The sequence below is a fragment of the Rothia sp. 88186D007BW genome (assembly GCF_053544215.1).
Genome location: NZ_JBPPTR010000006.1, coordinates 1 through 19,149, shown reverse-complemented (window position 1 = coordinate 19,149; position 19,149 = coordinate 1). Strand labels below are relative to the sequence as shown.

General features: G+C 57.7%; 16 protein-coding genes and 2 tRNA genes. 12 read left to right on the top strand and 6 right to left on the bottom strand.

What is annotated here, in order from left to right:
- Positions 1-97: 97 nt before the first annotated feature.
- The 7 genes from clpS (at position 98) to ACEE09_RS04460 (ending at position 5,408) form a co-directional block, all read left to right on the top strand.
- On the top strand, positions 98-412 hold the full coding sequence (clpS, locus tag ACEE09_RS04490) for an ATP-dependent Clp protease adapter ClpS (RefSeq protein ID WP_449082461.1): 315 nt from the start codon (positions 98-100) through the stop codon (positions 410-412).
- Positions 413-417: 5 nt separating this feature from the next.
- Positions 418-984 carry a DUF2017 domain-containing protein gene (locus tag ACEE09_RS04485; protein WP_449082459.1) on the top strand — a complete coding sequence of 189 codons (567 nt, stop codon included), beginning with the start codon at positions 418-420 and terminating at the stop codon, positions 982-984.
- 139 nt (positions 985-1,123) lie between these two features.
- Positions 1,124-2,077, top strand: coding sequence for a glutamate racemase (gene murI, locus ACEE09_RS04480; RefSeq protein WP_449082457.1), 954 nt, complete (start codon positions 1,124-1,126; stop codon positions 2,075-2,077).
- Between the two features lie 32 nt (positions 2,078-2,109).
- Positions 2,110-2,973, top strand: a complete 864-nt coding sequence (locus tag ACEE09_RS04475; RefSeq protein ID WP_449082455.1) for an MBL fold metallo-hydrolase — start codon at positions 2,110-2,112, stop codon at positions 2,971-2,973.
- A 150-nt stretch (positions 2,974-3,123) separates the two neighbouring features.
- Positions 3,124-3,873: a ribonuclease PH gene (gene rph / locus ACEE09_RS04470; protein WP_449082454.1), complete on the top strand. Its 750-nt coding sequence runs from the start codon at positions 3,124-3,126 to the stop codon at positions 3,871-3,873.
- Positions 3,873-4,505 (top strand): RdgB/HAM1 family non-canonical purine NTP pyrophosphatase, encoded by a 633-nt coding sequence (rdgB, locus tag ACEE09_RS04465; protein WP_449082452.1) that lies wholly within the window; start codon positions 3,873-3,875, stop codon positions 4,503-4,505. Before rph ends, rdgB begins: the two co-directional genes overlap by 1 nt.
- Before the next feature lie 21 nt (positions 4,506-4,526).
- Complete coding sequence (locus ACEE09_RS04460) at positions 4,527-5,408, top strand: phosphotransferase (protein ID WP_449082450.1); 882 nt, start codon at positions 4,527-4,529, stop codon at positions 5,406-5,408.
- A 45-nt stretch (positions 5,409-5,453) separates the two neighbouring features.
- Here ACEE09_RS04460 and ACEE09_RS04455 read toward each other — a convergent pair whose 3' ends face one another.
- The gene (locus ACEE09_RS04455) at positions 5,454-6,605 is read right to left on the bottom strand and encodes an ADP-ribosylglycohydrolase family protein (RefSeq protein ID WP_449082448.1); all 1,152 of its coding nucleotides are present in this window, start codon (positions 6,603-6,605) and stop codon (positions 5,454-5,456) included.
- Between ACEE09_RS04455 and ACEE09_RS04450 the strand changes: the two genes are divergently transcribed.
- From ACEE09_RS04450 to ACEE09_RS04440, 3 genes are read left to right on the top strand one after another with little or no spacing between them, the layout of a single operon-like run.
- Positions 6,604-7,800 (top strand): exonuclease SbcCD subunit D, encoded by a 1,197-nt coding sequence (locus ACEE09_RS04450; RefSeq protein ID WP_449082446.1) that lies wholly within the window; start codon positions 6,604-6,606, stop codon positions 7,798-7,800. The genes ACEE09_RS04455 and ACEE09_RS04450 overlap by 2 nt on opposite strands.
- Positions 7,801-10,965: an AAA family ATPase gene (locus ACEE09_RS04445; protein ID WP_449082444.1), complete on the top strand. Its 3,165-nt coding sequence runs from the start codon at positions 7,801-7,803 to the stop codon at positions 10,963-10,965.
- Positions 10,962-12,350, top strand: a complete 1,389-nt coding sequence (locus ACEE09_RS04440; RefSeq protein WP_449082442.1) for an MFS transporter — start codon at positions 10,962-10,964, stop codon at positions 12,348-12,350. Before ACEE09_RS04445 ends, ACEE09_RS04440 begins: the two co-directional genes overlap by 4 nt.
- A 178-nt stretch (positions 12,351-12,528) precedes the next feature.
- Here ACEE09_RS04440 and ACEE09_RS04435 read toward each other — a convergent pair whose 3' ends face one another.
- From ACEE09_RS04435 to bcp, 5 genes are all read right to left on the bottom strand, one after another.
- Positions 12,529-13,647, bottom strand: a complete 1,119-nt coding sequence (locus ACEE09_RS04435) for a YihY/virulence factor BrkB family protein (RefSeq protein WP_449082440.1) — start codon at positions 13,645-13,647, stop codon at positions 12,529-12,531.
- A 173-nt stretch (positions 13,648-13,820) separates the two neighbouring features.
- Complete coding sequence (locus ACEE09_RS04430; RefSeq protein WP_449082438.1) at positions 13,821-15,299, bottom strand: malate:quinone oxidoreductase; 1,479 nt, start codon at positions 15,297-15,299, stop codon at positions 13,821-13,823.
- Positions 15,300-15,490: 191 nt separating this feature from the next.
- Positions 15,491-17,221 (bottom strand): ABC transporter substrate-binding protein, encoded by a 1,731-nt coding sequence (locus tag ACEE09_RS04425; protein WP_449082436.1) that lies wholly within the window; start codon positions 17,219-17,221, stop codon positions 15,491-15,493.
- 135 nt (positions 17,222-17,356) lie between these two features.
- Positions 17,357-17,438: transfer RNA gene (locus tag ACEE09_RS04420), tRNA-Leu, on the bottom strand.
- A gap of 73 nt (positions 17,439-17,511) precedes the next feature.
- Positions 17,512-17,982 (bottom strand): thioredoxin-dependent thiol peroxidase, encoded by a 471-nt coding sequence (gene bcp, locus ACEE09_RS04415; protein ID WP_449082434.1) that lies wholly within the window; start codon positions 17,980-17,982, stop codon positions 17,512-17,514.
- Positions 17,983-18,120: 138 nt separating this feature from the next.
- Here bcp and ACEE09_RS04410 point away from each other — a divergent pair, with 138 nt between their 5' ends.
- Both ACEE09_RS04410 and ACEE09_RS04405 read left to right on the top strand, forming a co-directional pair.
- Complete coding sequence (locus ACEE09_RS04410) at positions 18,121-18,735, top strand: MarR family winged helix-turn-helix transcriptional regulator (RefSeq protein ID WP_449082432.1); 615 nt, start codon at positions 18,121-18,123, stop codon at positions 18,733-18,735.
- Between the two features lie 169 nt (positions 18,736-18,904).
- A tRNA-Lys gene (locus ACEE09_RS04405) sits at positions 18,905-18,977 on the top strand.
- The last annotated feature ends 172 nt before the right edge of the window (positions 18,978-19,149 follow it).

Genomic DNA, 19,149 nt, shown 5'->3' with positions numbered 1-19,149 from the left:
CACCTAAGCCTAGCCCCTGGCAGTGAAGGGGTTAGAGCGCAAAGTCACGAAGAGTCCTATGATAGATAAGGTACAGCTGACCTAAGGAGTGCGCCCGATGCCTTCGGCTACCTTATCCACCAACACGCTGATGGACGCTGAGCTTGATATAGCTTTTAGCGACCAGATTCAGCCCAATCTGCCCTGGGTCGTCATCGTCTGGGATGACCCCGTTAACCTGATGAGCTTTGTGACCTATGTGCTGCGCACCCAGTTTGGTTACAGCACCGAAAAGGCCCACCAGCTGATGATGCAGGTTCACACTGAAGGTAAAGCCACCGTCTTTAGCGGCTCCAAAGAAGAGGCCGAACGGCACACCACTGCCCTGCACACCTGGGGCTTGTGGGCAACTATCGAGCAGGCAGGTGCATAAATCCTATGGCAGAACCCTTTACCCCTACCTCCCGGGGAATTACCGCCCGCTTTACCCCTGAAGAAGTGCAGGTACTGACCCGCCTCTTTGAGGACGTCGCCCTTGCCTTAGAGCCAGAAGAAGACCCTAACTCTGACCCTCTGGCGGCCCTGGTGGGTATTGCACCGACGGCACAGGTGCCGAGTGACCCGGCGGTGGCCCGTATGCTGCCGGTAGCTAGCGATGACCCTGAAGTTGCCGATGAATACCGCCGCTTCACCGACCTCTCCTTGCGCCGAGCCAAGATTGAGCACCTGACCCAGGCCTCTATGGATCTACAGGCTGGGGTGGTGCGCTTAGATACTGAAAGGGCCAATAGTTGGGCTGCTGCCCTTAACGATGTGCGCCTGACCTTGAGTACCCGTTTGGGTATTACCAGCGCAGAAGATGCTGAGCGTATTGGTCAGCACACTGACTGGGGTAGTGTTGAGAGCACTGAGGACTATATGGCCTTGCTCTATAACTTTGTGACCTGGTTGCAAGAAAGCCTCATGGAGAGCCTCATCTTAGGGTTGGAGGATTCTGGGGCGTGAGCCCTGGCCCTGCACCTTTCTTTCGTGACTGATTATGACGCCCGGGGCGGCAGCGGCGGCGTGATAGTCCACTCAAAAGCCGGTTGGTGCGACGGCCATCCTATAGTTTTCTACAACCTTTAGATAGGGTCAGTCTGTAATGAGCGAAATCAACCCGAAACTCGTCACCCCTTGGGGCAGTCAGGTGCTTGCCGAACCTACCGCAAGCGCCCCCATCGGTGTCTTCGATTCGGGGGTGGGCGGCCTCACCGTTGCCCGCGCCATCATGGATCAGCTACCGCACGAGTCAGTGATCTATGTGGGTGATACCGCCCACGGCCCTTACGGCCCCTTGACCATTGCCCAGGTGCGGGCTCACGCCCTACACATTATGGATGAGCTGGTGGATTCTGGGGTGAAACTGTTGGTCATTGCCTGCAATACTGCCTCGGCTGCGGTTCTTCGGGACGCCCGCGAACGCTACACCCGCAAGTACGGCATCCAGGTAGTAGAGGTTATTCAGCCCGCTGCCCGCAGGGCGGTGGCAGCAACCCGCAACCGCAAAATTGGTGTGATAGCCACTGAGGCCACCGTGACCTCCCGGGCCTATGAAGATACCTTCTCGGTCATGAGTGATCTTGAGATTTACTCGGTGCCCTGCCCCCGGTTCGTAGAATTCGTGGAAAAGGGTATTACCAGTGGCCCCGAACTGCTAGAAACCGCCGAAGAATACCTGGCCCCTCTCAAAAAGGCCGGGGTCGATACCCTGGTGCTGGGCTGCACCCACTACCCCCTGCTCACCGGCGTCATCTCCTACATTATGGGCGATAACGTCACCTTAGTATCTTCCTCTGAGGAATCAGCTAAGGACGTCTACAAGGCCCTGCTGAGGGGCGGGCTAGAACGCCCAGCCCTGCTAGCTCCCTCCCATGAGTTCCTGGCAACGGGTGAAACGGAAACCTTTGAGCACCTGGCCCGGCGTTTTCTAGGCCCGGAGGTGGCCCAGGTACGGCACACCAACTCTGTTGCAGAGCGATTCCCCACCGGTTCCTTAGCCATTGTTCCCCCTGAGCTGGTTGCCCCGCGCATTACCGTCACCACCCCCACCCCCTAATACAGATTTATAGAAGGAGGTAGACCCCCTTTATGCGATTGACCGTCATAGGCTGCACCGGCTCCTTCCCCGGGCCTAACGCGGCGGCCAGCTGCTACATGGTCTCGGCCATTGATGACCTGGGCAAGACCTGGCGCATAATCCTTGATATGGGTAATGGTGCGCTAGGTACCTTACAGACCCATATCAACCTTGAAGATATTGACGCTATTCTTATCTCTCACCTGCACCCTGATCACTGTATCGACCTTTCGGGCCTGCACGTGGCGGTTAAGTGGGACCCTAACGGCTGGTCTAAGGGGCCTATCCCTCTTTACGGGCCTAGCGATACTCACCAGTATTTGGTCAATACTCAGGGTCTGCCTATTGAGCCCGGTATGCACACTGAGTTTCAGTTCAATGTCTGGAGCAATCACGCCCCGGTCACCATCGGCCCCTTTACTGTCACCCCCCACACGGTGGTTCACCCCACCAAAGAACCTTATGCCCTGCGGATTGAGTGCCAGACCAGTGAGGGTAAGACGGTGCTGACCTATTCAGGGGATACTGATTCTTGCCCGGGTCTGGTTGAAGCAGCCCATCAGGCTGATTTGTTCCTCTGCGAGGCTGCCTACCAGGAAGGGCGCGATGATGCCCTGCGCGGTATCCATCTGACCGGTAAACGTGCCGGTGAAGCGGCTGCTGAGGCTGGCGTCCGCAACCTGCTACTGACTCATCTGCCTATCTGGAATGACCCCGCTATTGCCTTGGCTGAGGCCCAAACGGCCTTTGATGGGCCGATTTCAGTTGCTGAGGCTTCTGCAACCTACCGGGTTAACCCCCGTCGTAGCTCTCAAGAGTATGAGAGTAACCCGCAGACTACTACCTTGAAGGTTATTAGCCGCCAGCAAGGCTAACAGGAGTACAATCTGGGGCAGAGTATAGGGCTCAGTACACATAGAGCCCCAGAACGAACACCCCCTTATCTTTTAAGAGCACACACAACACGGGTGCAGAAAAAGGTGCCGGTTTTGTGCGCCCTGGGCTACAGGCGATAGGCTGAAAGCATGACAGAAAACATGGCAGCACCCACTGTACGCGGCGATGGCCGCACCCCCGATCAACTCCGCCCCATCACCGTCACCCGCGGCTGGTCAAAGAACGCTGAAGGTTCAGCCCTGATTGAATTCGGTAACACACGGGTGCTCTGCACCGCCTCCCTGACTGAGGGGGTGCCCCGCTGGCTCAAGGGCCAGGGCACCGGCTGGGTCACCGCAGAATACGCCATGCTACCGCGTGCCACCAACACTCGTAACTCCCGTGAATCAGTCAAGGGTAAGATTGGTGGTCGTACCCACGAGATTTCCCGGCTGATTGGCCGCTCCCTGCGCGCGGTCATTGATACCGCTGAGCTGGGGGAGAACACCATTGTGCTTGACTGCGACGTTTTACAGGCGGACGGCGGCACCCGCACCGCCGCTATCACTGGTGCTTACATTGCTCTTGCTGATGCTATTGGCTGGGCCCAGGCCCAGGGGATTATCCCGGCTAAAGCTAAGCCCCTGACTGGTTCTGTTGCCGCAATTTCTGTCGGCATTATTGATGGTGTGCCCATGCTGGATTTGCCCTATGAAGAGGACGTTCGCGCCGAGACCGACATGAACGTGGTAGTCACCGGTGAGGGGGCTTTCGTTGAGGTTCAGGGCACCGCTGAGGGTGCACCCTTTGACCGCGATGAGCTCAACTGCCTGCTCGATTTGGCCCTGCACGGTACCGCGCAGCTGGCCCAGATTCAGCGTGAGGCCCTGGAGGACTAATGCCTGCAAAGATTGTTCTTGCTACCCACAACCAGGGTAAACTGCGCGAGTTCCGTGAGATGCTTCGCGGCGCTATTGAGGGTTTGGACGTTGATACTGAGGTCATCGACGCAGGTGCCGCTGGTGCCCCTGATGTTCTTGAAGATGGGGTCACTTTTGCCCAGAATTCTCTGATTAAGGCCCGCGCGGTTGCCCAGGCTACCGGTCTCATTGCTATTGCCGATGATTCGGGGCTGTCTGTGGATGTGCTCGGTGGGGCTCCGGGTATTTTTAGTGCCCGCTGGGCTGGCCAGCATGGGGATGATGAAGCGAACCTTAACCTGCTCTTGGCCCAGCTGGCAGATATTGCTGATGAGCACCGTGGTGCCCGCTTTGTCTGCGCCGCTTCGATGGTGACCCCTGAGGGGCTAGAGGTTGTTGAAGAGGGGGAGCTGGCTGGAACTCTCTTGCGGGAGCCCCGTGGGGAGGGTGGCTTTGGGTATGACCCGATTCTGGTAGCTGACGGTTTTACCGGCCAGTACGCGGGTCTTTCCTGCGCCCAGGTGCCAGCAGAGGTCAAGAACGCTATTAGCCACCGCAGCCAGGCCCTCGCCCGGCTTCTTCCCCACCTGCAGGCTGCTCTGGCTCAGTAATAACCCGGGACGAGGTACCTTATGGTGGCGCACCTTACCGTCATCGAACAGATGAATGCTCTGCCTGTGGTCACAGCGGTGATGGACCAGGCTGGTGTGAATATTCCCCACGACCGCTGGGATGTGCGGACGACCGGCTCTGCCCACGTCATTGTTAACATGGGGGCAGAGTTGAGTGTGCGTATCGCTAAAACTCCAAAGACCGGTCACCAGGTGGCCCGGCGTACGGAGATTTTGCGGCGGCTACCGCAGGACCTCCCTTTTGCTGTGCCCCGGCCCATTACCCGAGTGATTACCCGCAACGGCTTTACAGCTGTGGGGCTGACCTGGATTAAGGGTGAGCCTCGTTTGCAGGGATCAGCCCCGCCCAAGCAGCTTGCTACCCTCATTAAGGCGATTCATTCGGTAGATTTCAGGGGCTATGGGCCCTATATGGATATGGTCCATGAGCACTGGGGTGGGCGAGATAACTGGGAGGTACTGTTACGGGAGCAGGTCGTTCCCCAGTTGCTCAGTGGCGCCCAGAAGATTGCCCATACGGCTATTGACCGGGTTCTGGCCCTTGAACCTGCCCCGCCGGTGCTGGTGCACGGCGATCTTGCAGGGCATAACATTCTGTGGAAGGGCGATAAGCTGGTGGGCGTTATCGACTGGGACCATGCCTCAGTGGGTGATGCCGCTATCGACCATGCGGCCTTAGGTAACTTCTACGGCTGGGATTCTCTGGCTAAAGTCCTCAACGATGCCCAGCTAGAACGGGCCAGAATAGTAGCCCGCCTGCTACCTCTCCAGTCACTGGCCTATATTATGCATAACGGCATGGGCGGGGCTATCCAACGCTTAGCGGTAGAGCGGGCCGATGAGTGGTACCTTGATCACCGCGCCGAGGTGCTTGCAGCATAAGGGGGGTAGGCTGGTGCTCAGTAGAGTGTCACAGCTACGAGTGCTCTAGCTAGCGGCACCAAGCTGCTTAAACCAGGCTGCCTCTACGAGCTCAAGTGCTTCTGTAGCATCGGTTGCCCTGGCTAACTCTGCCGGGAAAGCCTTCTCACCCCAGAGCGCCCCCAGTAGGGAGCCAACCAAGGCCCCCAAGGAATCTGAGTCGCCGGTAACAGCTATCGCGGCCCCTAGAGCTTCTTTCACTGCCTGGTGTTGGCTAAGTGCCCCTGCTGTCACATCTGCCTCTGCCCGCAGGGCTAAGAAGAGGGCATAGCCGAGCACATCGGGAGCTAAGAGCAAGGTGCCAAAGTGGGGGCGGGCGTCCTCACCCTCTGCCGCCTGCTGGGCCAAGCGGACGGCGGTGCCCACAGCTGCGCCGGTAAGGGCAGCATCACCGGGAAGAACCTGGCTTTGGGGGACTGTATCTAGCCAGGCCAGCACCTGCTGGGTGCAGGCCAAAAGAATACCGGAGCGGGAAACCTGCCCACCTGGTGCGCTCTGATTCCCCAAGAGGTAGCGAATCAGCAGAGCATAGGCACTAGCTGAAATAATCGCCTCAGGGTGCCCATGAGTCAGCGCTGCCGCATGGGCTGAGAGCTTGATAACGGTGGCATCATCAGCTACCGGCAGGTAGCCAAAAGGGGCAGAGCGCATGAGCGCCCCGGTACCCAACGCCTGGGGGTTAACATTCTTTGAGATAAACTGCATCTGCCCCTCCGCCAGGGCAGCTAAGGTAGCCTTGCCCGGGCCCCGCTGCTGGCGCATCACGTCTAGACTATCGAGCGGACGGGCAAGGGAGTAGGGGGCGGCCTCTGGGGCAAGGTGGCCGGTGCCGGTGTACCAGCGCAGGTAGGCCAACCAGATGCAGGCCAGCTCATCAGCTGCCTGCCCCTCATTATTCCACTCCAGCACCTCTATCAGGCCATCAAGAGTTGCCAAGGTCAGCTGAGTATCATCTGACACCAAGAGAGGGCCCTGGGCGATAGCAGCCACCAGGTCAGCTCCACTTAGCTGCCCCCAACGCTCCGTGATCTCTTCTACCGTGCTCAGCTCAAGGGGGAACCCCAGGGCATCCCCCAGCGCAGTGCCGAGCAAGGAACCGCGCACACCTAACCGGTAGGCGGGGGAGAGAGCATCAGGGGCAGGAAAAACAGAAATCATGTTCCCTATTCTAAAGCGGGGCATCAGCGCGGCTACTAAACTGGTGGATATGCGTATCTTGCACACCTCAGACTGGCACCTGGGCCGTACCTTCCACGGAACCTCCCTCTACTCCTATGCTGAGCAACTTCTCGATGAAATGCTTGCTCTGGTCACAGAAAAAAACATCGATGTAGTACTCATCAGCGGCGACGTCTACGACCAGGCTCAGCCCCGCACCGAGACCGTGCAACTCTTTGACCGCACCCTCACCCGCCTAGTGCAGGCCGGGGCACACGTCATAGTAACCAGCGGCAACCACGACTCCGCCATTCGCCTAGGGTTCGGCTCCTCTCTGCTCAGCGCCGCCGGCGTACACCTAATCACCTCACAGACCCAGGTGGGGCAGCCCGTCCTCCTCTCTGCTGGAGGTGCAGAGGTAGCTTTTTACGGCATACCCTATTTAGAACCGCGCCCCATCGCCGCCCGCTGGGGCACCGAAGCCAGCCACACCGCCGTGCTCACTGAGGCCATGCGCCGCATCCAAGAGGACGCCGCCACCCGCCAGGTGAGCGCAAAAATAGTGCTAGCCCACTGCTTTGCCACCGGCTCAGAACCCTCAGAATCAGAACGTGACATCTCAGTTGGCGGGGTACAGCAGGTGCCGGCGAGCACCTTTGCCGCTGCCAGTTACACTGCCCTAGGGCACTTGCACGGGCGGCAAAAAGTAACCGAAACCGTCCGCTACTCCGGTTCCCTGCTGGCCTACTCCTTCAGCGAGCAAAACCACCGAAAGGGTGCCTGGATCCTTGATATAGCCCCCGACGGTGCCCTTGAAGTGAGCGAACACACCTGGGCTACCCACCTCACCCTCAAAACCCTCAAAGGCAGGCTAGAAGAAATCCTCGCACCAGAAACCATCGCAGCCTACAGCCAGGCCTTCGTCAGCATCACCCTCACCGACCCCGAACGACCCGCCTCAGCCCTGGACCGCCTCAAAGCCCACTACGAGCACGTGCAAGAACTCTTCTTCACCCCCGACGGCACCCAGAACCGCCAGGAGCACAGCTACCGACGCACCCGCCAAAGCCACAGCACCCAAGCTATCTGCGCCTCCTTCTACGAACACGTGCGCAACCGAGCCCTGACCGAAACCGAAACCACCTATCTCACCAGCGTCCTAGACCAAGCCCGCACCAGGGGAGCAAGCGAATAAATGCGAATCCACCGACTAGAACTCACCGCCTACGGCCCCTTCCCCGGCACCATCACCCTGAACTTCGATGACCTAAACCGCGAAGGCATCTTCTTGCTCAACGGCCCCACCGGCTCCGGCAAATCCACCATCCTCGACGCCATCTGCTACGCCCTCTACGGCACCACCTCATCAGGGCGCACCGACCTCAAATCCCGGTTCGCTCAGCCACAGACCCAACCCAGAGTCGTCCTAGACTGCACCATCGGCACCAACCGCTACCGCATCGACCGCAGCCCAGCCTACGACCGCCCCAAAAAACGCGGCCACGGCACCCTAACCGAACCGGCTAAAACCCTGATTGAGAAGTTTGACACCGCCACCGGCACCTGGGAACCAGACCCAGCCATCACCCGCCACAAAGACGCCGGGGACTTCATGCTCTCGGTACTAGGCCTGAACGCCCAACAATTCAACCAGGTCATGCTGCTCCCGCAAGGAAAGTTCCAGCGATTCCTCACCGCCAGCTCAGGGGAACGAGAACAACTCCTCAAACAGCTCTTTGGCACCGAAGAGTTCGAAAAAGTCCAAGCCCTACTCCACGAGAAAGCCAAGGACGCCACCGCCGCAGCCGACGCCGCCCAACAAGAACTACAGGTGCTCCAGCAACGCGCAGAACGAGCCGAACACGCCGCCTGCATAGACCAGGCCCGCCAAGCCCTAGGCCAAGCGCCCACAGAAGAAACCCCCAACACCCCCACCCCCCAAGACACTACCGACAAGGGCACCCCCGAAAACACCAGAGACCTCACCGACCTCCCCCACCACCTAGAGCACCTTCTTCGCGAACTGCACACCCTCACCGAAAACCTAGAAGAAGAACGAGAAAAAAGCGCCCAAAACCTTGAAGCGCTCGCAACTGAACACCGCGCCGCTACCCAGCTCCACAAAGACTGGGCCACCTACCTCAACCTCACCAAGGAACAAGAAAACCTTGCCCACAAAGAACCCCAGATCGCTGCTAGCCGTACCCGCCTGCAAGAGCATCGCGTAGCTGCCGATATTCTGCCCCGAGTACAAGCAGCCGAACAGGCTAGCACCGCCTATCACCAGGCCCAAGGCCGGGCAGAAACCCAGCTCAACAGCACCCAGGTACTGCTTATTTCCGCCCAAGAAAAGCTGACCGAAACCGCCCTCGAACATAGCCTTCTCACCCGCGCCCACAGCCTGCTCAAGCAGGCCCTGAAGGAGACTGACAGCCAACAGCTGGGTGAAGAGATGAGCGCCCACATCGAAGGCCTGACCCGCTACCAGCAGGTAGAAAAAGACATGGCTGCCCTAGCCCGCCAAGAACAAGCCAGCGCCACCGTCTTAGCCAACCTCACCGACCGCCGTACCCACCTCACCCAAGACCTGGAGACAGCCCAGAAGAACCTCACCCAGCTACGCAAAGACTACGCCCAGACCGAAGAAGCCCCAGCTCAGGAAGAAGCAGCCCGCACCCGCCTCACCCAGGCCCGCGACAAGGTGACCTCAGCCCAACAGCTCATTACCGCCCGCGCCAGCCTGGCCACCGCCCGCCAGAAATCCCAGGCAGCCGAAGAAAACCGGCGGGCAGCGTCCGCCCAGGCTGAAAATCTTCAGCGCCAACGCTTTGATGCGGCTGCCCAGATTCTGGCCGAAAATCTCACTGACGGTCAGCCCTGTAGCGTCTGTGGTTCCACCACACACCCTGCCCCCGCCAGCTATGACCAGAACACCCCACCTGTCACCCAAGAAGCCCTCGCCCAGGCCAAAGACCAACGCGACCAGGCAGAAGCCGCAGCCCAAGAGGCTCTTGCAGCTCTCAGCGCAGCCCAGAGCACCCTGGACCAGCTAGTAAAACAGGGCACCCCCGAACCAGAGGAAGCCCACACCGCTCTTGCCGCTGCCCAAGAAAGCCTTAGCCAAGCTCAGGCGCAGGTAGCCCACCGCAAGGCCCTGGCCCGGCGCATCACCACAGCCGAGCAAGCCCTCGACGCTAGCCGTAACGAACTGGCTGAGGCTGAACGCCAACACACCAGCGAAGAAGCTAAAATACAGCAGCTCAGCAGCCAACGAGAGAACCTGAAAGCTGAGTTAGAACCCCACCAGCAAGGCCCTAGCCTGGCTGACCGTATTGCCACCCTCAATCAACTAGCCCGGCAGATTCCCGCCCTCGGTGCCGCCCAAGCTGAGCAGGAACGTCACCGGCAGGCCCAGGTACAGGCCCAAGAAGAGCTGGACCGTGCCCTGGAAGAAGCCCAGCTGACAGATGCCCAGCAGGTTAAAGCACAGCTCCTATCTAAGGCTCAGGTCAGCCAGCTAGAAGAGCAGGTTACCGCCCACCGCGACCGCACCCTGGCAGTCACAGCCCAGTTAGAGAGCCCCACCTTAGCTCATATCGCCCAGCTGCAAGCAGCCGGTAAGCAGCCACCAGCTCCTGAAGAAGTAGCCCAGCTTAAAGCGCACATCACCCAGCTTCGCGCCCACAACGAAGAGCTCATACGCCACACCACCCGCCTAACCGGTGCTAGCACCGAGCTGGGGGAGGTGCTGAACCTGCTTGAAGCTGCCCTTGCTCAGAGCCGCCTACTGCTAGAAGATGCCCATCTCAAAGGCGAACTTGCGGCCACAGCAACAGCAGCGCCCGGCAGCGACAACCGCCTACGCATGACCCTAACCACCTATGTGCTGGCCTACCAGCTCACCGAGGTAGCGGACGCCGCCAGCGAGCACCTAGAAAAAATGACCCACGGCCGTTACCGCCTCGAACACACCGACCGGGCCGAGGGGCGGGGTAAGAAATCAGGCCTGGCTCTAGATATTTTTGATGCCTGGCACAACGCCCGCCGATCCCCTGAAACTCTTTCAGGCGGTGAAACGTTCATGGCTTCCCTGGCCCTGGCCCTGGGCTTAGCTGATGTAGTGCAACAGGCTAATGGTGGCATCGACATCGATACCCTTTTCGTGGACGAGGGGTTCGGTTCCCTTGATGACCAGGCCCTAGAAGAGGTGATGACCACCATCGACTCCCTGCGTGAGCGTGGGCGCGTCATCGGCCTGATCTCTCATGTGGCTGAGATGAAGAACCGTATTAGCAAGCACATCGTCCTTACAAGCTCGCCCCAGGGTTCTTCCCTGGTCACAGAGGCAGGAGTAGCGTGAGCCCTCACCGTAACCCCAAGAAACGTAGCTCATCGCCTCGAACAGGTCTGGGCTACCAGCGTGACCACCAGCTGACCACTAGCCCTCAGCTGGGCAGTAACCTACGCCAGAGCGTTGAACGGCTGGGGGTATCTGCCCAGTATGCTCGTACCCGTATCAGCGATTTGTTGTTGGCGCACGGGTGGCGGTTTCTTTTCTTCTCGCTGCTGATGCGTCTGCCTGCTGCCATGGTCATGCTAGCTGTGATGATGATGCTGGCCGTCCAGAATAATGAGGCCACCCTTGGGGGGTATGCTGCCGGTACAGTGGGGTTAAGCGCAGCCCTGATGGTGCCGATCTACCGGTCAATTTCTGAGCGTTTAGGGCAGCGGAGAATCTTTTTTGCTCTGACGGTACTCAACATTTTGGCTTTGATTTGGCTGATGATTGAGTCTTTGCGGTTTGCTGAAACTAGTAGTGGCTCTATCAGTAGGTTTCTTACAGCCTGTGCAGTTACGGGGGTGACGACCGTGCCGCTGGGGGCCATGATGCGAAGCTACTGGAGCGCCCGGTACCTTACTACGCAAGACCGCCGTCAGCTTAATGCCTCTATTTCGCTAGAAACCATGTTTGATGTGATTGCTCTTCCTGCGGGGGCGGTTATTGCGGGTATGACTACGGTCTTCTTAACCGCCCAGTCGGCCCTCTTTGCTGTGATGGTGCTTGATATGTTGGGCCTGATCATGCTTTTGTGGCGGCCTGAGAACCTGCCGGTAGAGACTCGAGACGTGAGTGAGGGGAACCGGCGTAAGCCCTTGCGGGGGGTGAGCCGCTCCTTGCTGTGGATACCGCAGTTGGGCACTATTTGTTTAGGCCTGTCTTTGGGCTCGACCCAGGCCGCTATTGTGGCCTACGCTATTTCAACTGATCAGGTTGGTTTGACTGGTTTTTTGATTGCTCTCTTAGGTCTGTGTGCGGTCATTTCTGCTTTGTTTGTGCTCTTTGAGCGTCTGCCCATGTTTAGGTGGGGGGCTTGGTTGGTGAGTGGGTCTGGGCTGACCTTGACTGCTATGACCCTGTCTTTGCCGACGTCGGCTCTGGGTATGATCTTGCCTCTGGTGGGGGTGGGCCTTGCCTATGGTATTTGTTTGGTGACGATGGACTCGGTGGCTACCAGCCTGTCGGTGCGGAAGAACCTAGATCTTGCGCTTTCTACTTTGCAGGCTTGTTTCTTGGGCGGAGTTGCGGTGGGTTTCGTCTGGGCAGGTGATGTGAGTGGTTCCTATAGTTACCAGGCTGCTCTGATTATTCCTTTGGTGGCTGCTGCGGTTTATTTCTGTTTAGGTCACCTCTACGGTTTCTTATGGCGTCGCACCTACGAAGAGCGTCTGGCGCTCTTGCCCTAACCCTTATGAGGCTTGCACCGCCACTACCTGCTGGTTTTCAAGGAGCCGGGGTGAGGCGTGTGGATTGGCAGGCGGGGCATCATAAGTCTCGATTGAAAGGTAGGGCTTGCTCATACCTCTATGCATAAGACCCCGGCCCCTCACAGTGGAGGGGCCGGGGCGTAAATGTCTGAGAGGCTTACAGGCTCTTAGATGAGTTGGAGTCCTTTTCCTGATCTTTAGCTATCTGCTTAAAATCAACCCCACTGTGGGACAGGCGAATCTTGCGGCCCTCTTCAATCAGGTTTTCTTTCTTCTCCTGCTGTTTGATAGCCATGGTGTCATCGCGAGGGGGTAGCTGTAGTTCCTCTTCAGCTTTGATACCGGCCTGTAGCTCGCGCCCACGCTGGATTTCAGCGTCGATCTGGGCGCCGAGCAGCAGTACGTTGTTCATAATCCAGATGAAGAGCAGCATCACGATAACACCACCGATTAGGCCATAGGTAGCGTTGTAGGAGCCAAAGTTTGATACGTAGAAGCTGAAACCTAGAGCCGAAATAGCCATAACTACCAGGGCGATAGCGGCGCCGGGGGTGAGGAAACGGAACTTAGGCTGCTTGATGTTGGGTGTTGCGTAATAGAGCAAGCTGATGAGAATAACAGCCAGAATTACCATGATGGGGTAGCGCAGCCACATCCAGATAGTGATGAAGCTACCTAGCTCCACGCCGGGGATTGCATCTTGGACGGTGGTCAGTACGTCCTCTGAGGAGAGCAGAACCAGCATCATGGAGACGACAATCAGCACCATTGTTGCGGTGACCAACATGTTGAAGGGGCGTAGCTTCCAGATGGGGCGCCCTTCTACTACACCGTAAATCTTGTTCATGGAGCGGCCAAAGGCACCGACGTAGCCGGAGGCAGTCCACAGGGCACCGACCACACCGGTTACCAGGGCCAGCCCTGCAGTATTTGAGCTGGTGAGCTGGGTGATGGGGTCTTCGAGCAGAGAGAGCATCTCAGCCGGCGCGTAGTCCTGTAAGAAGTTCAGTATCGCGTTGGTGGTCTGTTGGCCCTGCCCAAAGACACCTAGTAGTGACACCACTGCTAGTAGGCCGGGGAAGATGGAGAGCACCGTGAAGTAGGTGAGGGATGCTGCCAGGTCGATGCAACCGTCATTGGTGAATTCGCTCAGGGCGCGTTTGAAAATGTACTTCCAGTTGGAGCCGCGCATATCTGAGAGCTTGCCTGGCTTAGGTGCTTTCTCGTGTGCGTCCTCTGTAGCGGACCGGCTGATAGTTTGTTCTTCGAGAGCCATGGGGTCGTCCTTTGGGCATGCGGTGATTAATCAGTAAACATCTTATCAGTAGCATGATGAGATTTTTGAGCTGGCTAGGCGCTGTCTTTGATGTGAAAAGAAGCTGCCCCAACACCAAGGTGCCAGGGCAACGTGGAAGATGATTGCCTGCTGAGCAGGCGGACGCCGGTGGGCTAGTTGTTCAGGCCTAGCACCTGGGCGGTGTGGGCAAAGAGTTCGTCGGCTAGCTGGTGGTTGTCATTGAGTTTGACGCCGTAGCCGGGCACGAGCTCCTTGATGCGGGTCTCCCACTGATTCATCTTGGAGGGGAAGCAGCGGGCCAGGAGGGTGAGCATAATGGGGGCGGCAGTTGATGCACCGGGGGAGGCACCTAAGAGGGCCGCAATGGAGCCGTCACCTGAGGCGATGAGTTCGGTGCCGAATTGGAGCACGCCGCCTTTCTTGGCGTCCTTTTTAATAACCTGTACGCGCTGCCCGGCGGTGATGAGCTCCCATTCATCTGCTACTGCGGTGGGGTAGTACTGGCGGAGGGCATCTACGCGCTTATCGATTTTCTGTACTACCTCACCGACCAGGTACTTGGTCAGGTCAAGGTTATCGAGGCCGGCCCGGACCATGGGGATGAGGTTATCTGGGCGCAGTGAGAGCGGCAGATCAAGGAGGGAACCATTCTTGAGGAAGTTGGTTCTAAACCCGGCGTAGGGGCCAAAGAGTAAGGAGCGTTGCCCGTTGACGTAGCGGGTGTCGAGGTGGGGCACAGACATGGGTGGGGCACCGACGGAGGCTTGGCCGTAGACTTTGGCATTGTGTTTGAGCGCGGTTTCTTCGTTGGTGTTGCGGAAGAAAAGGCCTGAGACGGGGAAGCCACCGAAGCCTTTACCTTCTTTGATACCTGACTTTTGAAGGAGGGGCAGGGCACCACCGCCGGCACCTAGGAAGACGAACTTGGCGCGAATCTTCTGGCCTTGTTTGGAGGCAAGGCGGTCTGTCACATCAATGAGCCAGCTTCCGTCACTTTGCTGCTTGAGGTTGGTGACTTGCTGGCCGTACTGGACTGTTACGCCCTGTTCTGCCAGGTAGTTGACCATCTGTTCGGTGAGGTTGCCGAAGTCTACGTCAGTTCCTTCGGGTGACCAGGTGGCGGCAATCTTCTGAGCGGGGTCACGACCTTCAACAGCTAGTGGCGCCCATTGGCGAATCTGGTCAAGGTCGGTAGAGAATTTCATGCGTTCAAAGAGCTTGTGGCTTTCAAGCGCTTCGAAGCGTTTGCCCAGGTAGTTGACGTGGTCTTCACCGAAGACCAGGGACATGTGGGGGACGGGGTTGATGAAGTTGGCGTCCTTGATTTTGCCTTCTTCAAGGAGGGAGGCCCAGAGCTGACGGGAGATTTGGAATTGTTCGTTGATGCTCAGGGCTTTTGTGGGGTCTACGTTGCCGTCGGGGCCAGCCGGTGCATAGTTGAGTTCGCAGAGTGCTGAGTGGCCGGTGCCTGCATTGTTCCAGGGGTTGGAGGCTTCTTGGCCTACCTGGCCTAGACGCTCTAGCAGGGTGATGTTCCAGGTGGGCTCTACTTCTTTGAGTAGTACGCCCAGGGTTGCGCTCATGATACCGCCGCCCACTAGGACGACATCGGTCTTGACTTCCTGTGCCATGTGCTTGACGCTCCCTCACTCTAAGGCTGCGGTGCCCGATAGCGGGCACCAGCTGGGTGGGGGCAGCTTGGCCCCCTTTTTCTTTTCTTTAGAGTAGTACAGATAGAGCGACCTACCTAACATGTGCAGCTCTTTGACCTACTTTTGCAGTGAGCTGTGTGCATGTGCATGTGCATGTGCGTGGGAGAGAGCTAGCTGTCGATGCGGATGGTGGAGAAATCGTCGATGCAGGTGGCGCTGACCGTATAGCTATCTACCCGCTGCCCTTGGGTAAGGCCGGAGACCGGGTAGGCCAGCGGAAGGGCAGAGAGCAGGTTAGCTATCTGTTGGTTGATGTTCTGGTAGGCCTCGCGCCACTGGTCGATGTCGGTGTGAGTATCGGCTTGGTTGATTGCTTGGTGGATGGTGGTGTAGGTGGCGGTAACTGTGGTGGGTTCTGGTACCGCCGCTGAGGGGGTAGGTGAAGTAGTAGTGGCGCTAGGGCTAGCGTTTGGGCTGGGGGTGCTCTGGGGTGCTGGTGCGGACGCTGCTGGGGTCAGCACGTGCCCTAAGAATGCTGTGGGGTCGCGGAAGGCTCCGATATAACCGGTGAGTTCAAGGCCGTAGTTGGGGTGGATGGTGGGCACATCTTCACTGCCGGGTTCTGACCAGCGGTAGGGTTTGGGCACGATGTTGAAGCCAGCTTCTATGAGGTTGGCTGAGATGAGGGAGTAGATGCCTTCTGGGGAGGGCAGAGAGGGCAGGGAGAGGTTGATGGGGTAGTAGAAGTCAATGGCCTGGTTGGTGTAGGTGCTGGCTTTGAGGAGTTCTTTGGCCAGGGTGGGGTTGTAGGTGTAGGCCTGCCCTGTGTCGTCTTTTTTTATTTGGAAGAGGGCTGGAATAAAGTCTGGTGCGGTGTGGGTGCCTTGGGGGTAATAGGCCTCGATGAGGGCGTCGCGGTCGATGGCGTGGGCCAGGGCCTGGCGGGTTGCGATGTCGGTGAAGGCAGGGTGTGAGAGGTTGATGCCGATGTAAGTGATGGCGTAGGGGTCTCGTGATTGAACTGGGTAACCTTCAAGGGCTAGGGGTACGTAGTCTTTGAGGGCTACCTGGTCGTAGGCATCTATGGTGCCTTCAAGTAGATGGTAGTAGCGTTTTTCGGCATCGGGGATGGTGGTGAATTCGATACTGCCCAGGCTAGGGGGTGCGCCACGGTAGGAGCTGTTGCGGGTCAGTGTGGCTGTGGTGCCGTCCCAGGAGGTGAGGGTGAAGGCTCCGGTGCCTACCGGCTGGCTGGTGAGGTAGCCGTCTGGCCCGATGCTGCTGGGGGTGACTAGACCGTAGGCTGGTTGGGTGAGGGCTTTGAGAAAGCTGTGGGAGGGGCGGCTGAGTGTGAGGGTGAGGCTGGTTTCACTGGTTTCTGTCCAGCTAGTAACGAGGGGCTCTTCGGGGCTTCCGTTTGCTGTGGTGATGCTGCCAAAGAGTTGGTGGAAGGGCTGGGTGATGCGGGTGAGGGGGGCTTTGCCCAGGCGGGACCAGCGCTCGATGTTGGCTTTTACGGCCTGTGCTGTTAGTTTGAGGCCGTCGCTGAAGGTGGTGTTTTCAGCGAGGTGAAAGGTGTAGGTGAGGCCGTCTTCACTGCTGTGCCAGCTTGTGGCTAGGCAGGGGGCTGGTTGGCCGGTGTTGATGTCAGCTCGTACCAGGGGCTCTAGTATTTGTGCGCTGATGCGGTGGCTTTCGAGGCGGTAGGTGGCTGCCGGGTCGAGGGTGAGCACCTGGGCGCCTTGGGCAAAGCGGAAGGTAGGGCCTGCCTCTTCGGTGGGGGAGGCGGACGCTGCTGGTTCAGTCTCGGTGGAGGAGCTACAGGCGGTGAGGGCTAAGCCTGCGGTGAGCAGGGAACCGTAGTGAAGCAGGGCACGGCGGGTAAGGGCTGGTGTTGCCATGAGAGAATCCCCTTCCTTCTAAAGGCTCATTGACCATTGTGGTGAAGTGGTCAAGGCGTATAAGGGCTAGAATCTGGCTATCAAAAAACCCGTCCAGCCGTGGGATAACAGGGCTGAACGGGTCTTTCGTCAGTGTGCGCGAGGAGGGACTTGAACCCTCACGCCGTAAGGCACAGGAACCTAAATCCTGCGTGTCTGCCAATTTCACCACTCGCGCATTGCGGTGCTGTCAGCACAACAGTGTCTATAGTACAACACCTTGGGCGGTTTTGCTAAATGAGGGTTTCTTTTTAGGAATCAATGCCTAAATCTCGGCGGAGTTTGGCCACATGTCCCTTGGCGCGGACGTTGTACTGGGCTATCTCAATCATGCCTTTTTCATTGATGACAAAGGTTGAACGAATTAGCCCCACATAGGTTTTGCCGTAGTTTTTCTTTTCGCCCCAGGCCCCGTAGGCCTCTGCGACTGCGTGGTCTTGGTCAGAGAGTAGGGGGAAGGTGAGCTGCTGGTTTTGGGTGAAGGTATTGAGAGCCTTGACGCTATCGGGTGAGATACCTAGGACGGCATACCCCTGTGAGGTGAGTGAGGTTAGGTTGTCTCTAAAGTCACAGGCTTGGGTGGTGCAGCCGGGGGTAGAAGCCTTGGGGTAGAAGTAGACGATGACTTTTTGCCCTGCGTAGTCAGCTAAAGAGATGGTGTCTCCACCTGCGGCGGGCAGGGTGAATTCGGGGGCAGGGGTTCCGGGTGTAAGGCCTTCCACGGGCGTCCTTTCATAGGGGGTCGATAAGAGGGTGTGGCCGACTGGGGTGTGTGCTTCTTGTCAGCTTATCAGGGCTGGTAATGTCATCTACCTGTCATGTCTAGGCAGATAAGTGGTGAGTATGCTTATAATGTTGCCATGCCACAAATTCGTAATTGGTCGATTAATCGACTCCTCTCAACTGCAGCACGCATGCTGGAATACAGCTGGAATGACCAGCTCAAGTCACTTGGGCTTACTCATGCTGGTGTGACGGCGCTGGGTATCATTGCCCGTGAAGGAATGATTTCTCAGGTTAAGGTCGCTTCCCTGGTGGGCGTGCAGGCTCAGACCATGGGTAAAACTCTTGCTCGCCTGGAGTCCTATGGGTATGTTTTCCGTACCCGAAACACCATTGATCGCCGTAGCTACCTTCTGGGTATTACTGAAGAGGGTAGGCGAGTCCTTGCTGAGGCGGAGAATATTGACCGCAAACTTGGGTCTGCCGGTGAACTCTCTAACCCTGAATTCCGCGAAGCCCTTATCAACATCATTGAAAGCCTGAATGAGAACCACGCAGGCAGTAAAGTGCTAGATGATGTTACGGACGAACAGGCCGCCCAGATTGGTGTTATCTCTCAGTCGCTAGCAGAACCTCCTGCTGGTGAGGCTGAAGTTTCTGAAGCTAATGTCGCTACACCTGCTAGTGAGCGTGTTAACACTGCTGTTATGGACGTCATTACCCCCGAAATGATTGCCGAATACCGCAAGTAGTGCCTGGGCTCTTATCTGCTTGTGGGGTAGATGGGGTCTACATTGGCAGACTAACAAGGCCCTTGTGTGAAGGTGCTTACAAAAGGCTGTTTTGGTTTGCGTGAGCCGCAAAAGGTGCGTATAGTAGAACCCGTTGCTGAGGCAGGTTCTCAGTCTGACAAGTAAATATGCGCCTCTAGCTCAATTGGCAGAGCAATTGACTCTTAATCAATGGGTTCTGGGTTCAAGTCCCAGGGGGCGCACAATATAAGATGCCCGACCGGTTAGCCGGTCGGGTATTTTTGTGTACTGAGACTTTTTAGGCCTGCTGGAGCGGTCAAGGTATCTAAATATCTCTCCTTGTGTGAAGGTGCTTACAAAAGGCTGTTTTGGTTTGCGTGAGCCGCAAAAGGTGCGTATAGTAGAACCCGTTGC